The following is a 2,094-nucleotide window of genomic DNA, read 5'->3' as shown; positions in this document are numbered from 1 at the left end:
AAGCATACCGTCTTGCCCATAACCTCAAGGACGACGGGAGCGGCAGAAAGATCCTTGTCCACGCGGCCATTGGCGGCATCATGAGCAGCATCACGAGTGCGGGCTTCACTTCGGGTGCTGTAGGAGCGGGACTGAACGAAGCCGTGATCAAGGAAATCGATAAGATTGCCAAGCATGACCCGGGCGCAGCACAAATCGTCAGCGCCATCATCGGTGCGGCGGCAGCCAAGGCAGCCGGCGGAACGGCGGGAGCGGGTGCATCTGCGGCAACAAGCGGGACGAAGAATAATCTTTTTTGGTTTGTTCCAATATTTGCGGGAGCAATAGGAGAAACTGCTCTTGCGGGAATAGGGACAGAATTGCTTATAGCAGGCGGCGCAGTTGTGGGAGCCGTTATAGGTAGTGTTGGCGCCTATGTGATCATAGATTCTTTTGGTAATCCTATCGCACGATTCGAAGAAAAAACTGGTCAGTGGGTTTCTGAAGCAACAGGAGCACCAATACAAAATATATCAACTTATGTAAAAAAGAAAACGGTTGATGGTCTTTCAGAATACGAACTTCCTGAAGTAATTGTTTATGGGAACAAGTCGAAAATAAGAGGGGAAGTGAATAAAAATAATACGACAATATTGCCGGAATCAGGCGCTATATTTGTCACTCCTCCAACGAATATTAAAAAGCCAAAAGTTGAAAAGACACCACCGATTGGAGATGATAAATGGAGAGAACCATATATAGAAAATATGCCTATAACTGAGGAGCAAGGTGCTCAGACAACGGCACATTCTACCCCTCCTCCTATTGATTTTCGTATACCTCCGACAAGTACAGGAATCTTAACGGGACCAATGATCTATGCTAAATCATTAGATCAAGAGTATCCAAAATCTGATAAACATACTGTAACAAAGAATAGAAAAGAGTTTGGAAAATTTGGTCCACCTAATTCATCAAAAGATAGAATAGATGAGGAAGGAAATATTCTTACTAGGAGATGGTATGATGAAAAAGGACGAGCATATAGAGATGTAGATTTTACGAATCATGGAAATCCTAGAAGACATCCCAAAGTTCCCCATGAACATAGATGGTATTGGGATGAGAGCGGGAAACCTATTAGAAAATAGTTTGGAGGAGTCGTTTTGAAGAGAGGGGTAAGTTTTTATATTCCCAATGAATGGGGGAAATACCTATGTGACGTGCTAAAACCTGTTATATGTACTCGTCAGTTTTATTGGGAAATATATGACGACGAGGCATGGGAAAAAAAAGATGGAGTAGAATTAGACCTTTTTAGTAAGAGAAAGTATATATCTGATGAATTTAACAGGTTAATTTCATCGGGCGTGTATTATATTGTTTCCGCTAGATTAGCCGCATATGATACATTTGAAGGCTATTCTAATAAGTTTTCCACGTATGAAGACTTTCAGAAGAGTTGTTGCCAAATGCTGTTATTTATAACAGATAGCACTTTCATAGAGATATATTCTAAAAACATACAATATATTAATATACTTTATGAAAATGCGATCGAAAAAAATTTTTTGGAGATCGAATATATAACTGATGAAAATGATGGCCGTACAGAATTTTAATATATCCACTATTTATCAGTGATTCCCTAAAAACAGGAAGGATAAGTAATGTTTGATTATGATGCATTCTTTGATGATATTGAGAAAAATTTATCGTTGGACAACAGCAAAGAGAGTATTCAACGGATTGAGGAACGATTACAGGATCCGGAGATCACAAATTTACAAAAGTCACACGGGCTAACAGTCTTAGGAGATTGGTTGTGGGATGCTGAACCGTATTTGCAAGAGAAGGACATACACGGTATTGATCATTTTCGTGAAGCGCTGAAATATAACCCCAATAACTACCATGCCCTGTTACAAATTTTAATGATATCTGTCTGCTATCCATTTCCTCAATATACTGTGGTTACGGAGTATGAGGCTGTAGAGAATTTCCAAAAAATATTTGGCGAGGCGTTTCAGGGAATCACTGATAAATAGTGGATAATCACAGCCAGCTGATCCGCAGACACAAATTTCACAAATTGCAATACAAAAGAGCGTGCAA

General features: G+C 40.0%; 2 protein-coding genes and 1 pseudogene. All 3 read left to right on the top strand.

The window, feature by feature from the left end; all coding sequences use genetic code 11:
* Positions 1-1,130: pseudogene (locus K341_RS12965) on the top strand (hypothetical protein); the annotation flags it as partial.
* A 15-nt stretch (positions 1,131-1,145) separates the two neighbouring features.
* Entirely contained in the window at positions 1,146-1,601 is a 456-nt protein-coding gene (locus tag K341_RS0110655; protein WP_026762789.1) for a DUF2691 family protein, read from the top strand.
* Positions 1,602-1,649: 48 nt separating this feature from the next.
* On the top strand, positions 1,650-2,027 hold the full coding sequence (locus tag K341_RS0110650) for a hypothetical protein (RefSeq protein ID WP_026762788.1): 378 nt from the start codon (positions 1,650-1,652) through the stop codon (positions 2,025-2,027).
* Positions 2,028-2,094 lie beyond the last annotated feature (67 nt).

This window comes from Centipeda artemidis DSM 19719 (assembly GCF_000426665.1).
GTDB lineage: Bacteria > Bacillota > Negativicutes > Selenomonadales > Selenomonadaceae > Centipeda > Centipeda artemidis.
This window is presented reverse-complemented; position numbering and strand designations above follow the sequence as displayed.

Excerpts from the sequence above, each read along its gene's own strand:
- K341_RS0110650 (WP_026762788.1), top strand. The coding sequence starts at position 1,650 with ATGTTTGATTATGATGCATTCTTTGATGATATTGAGAAAAATTTATCG.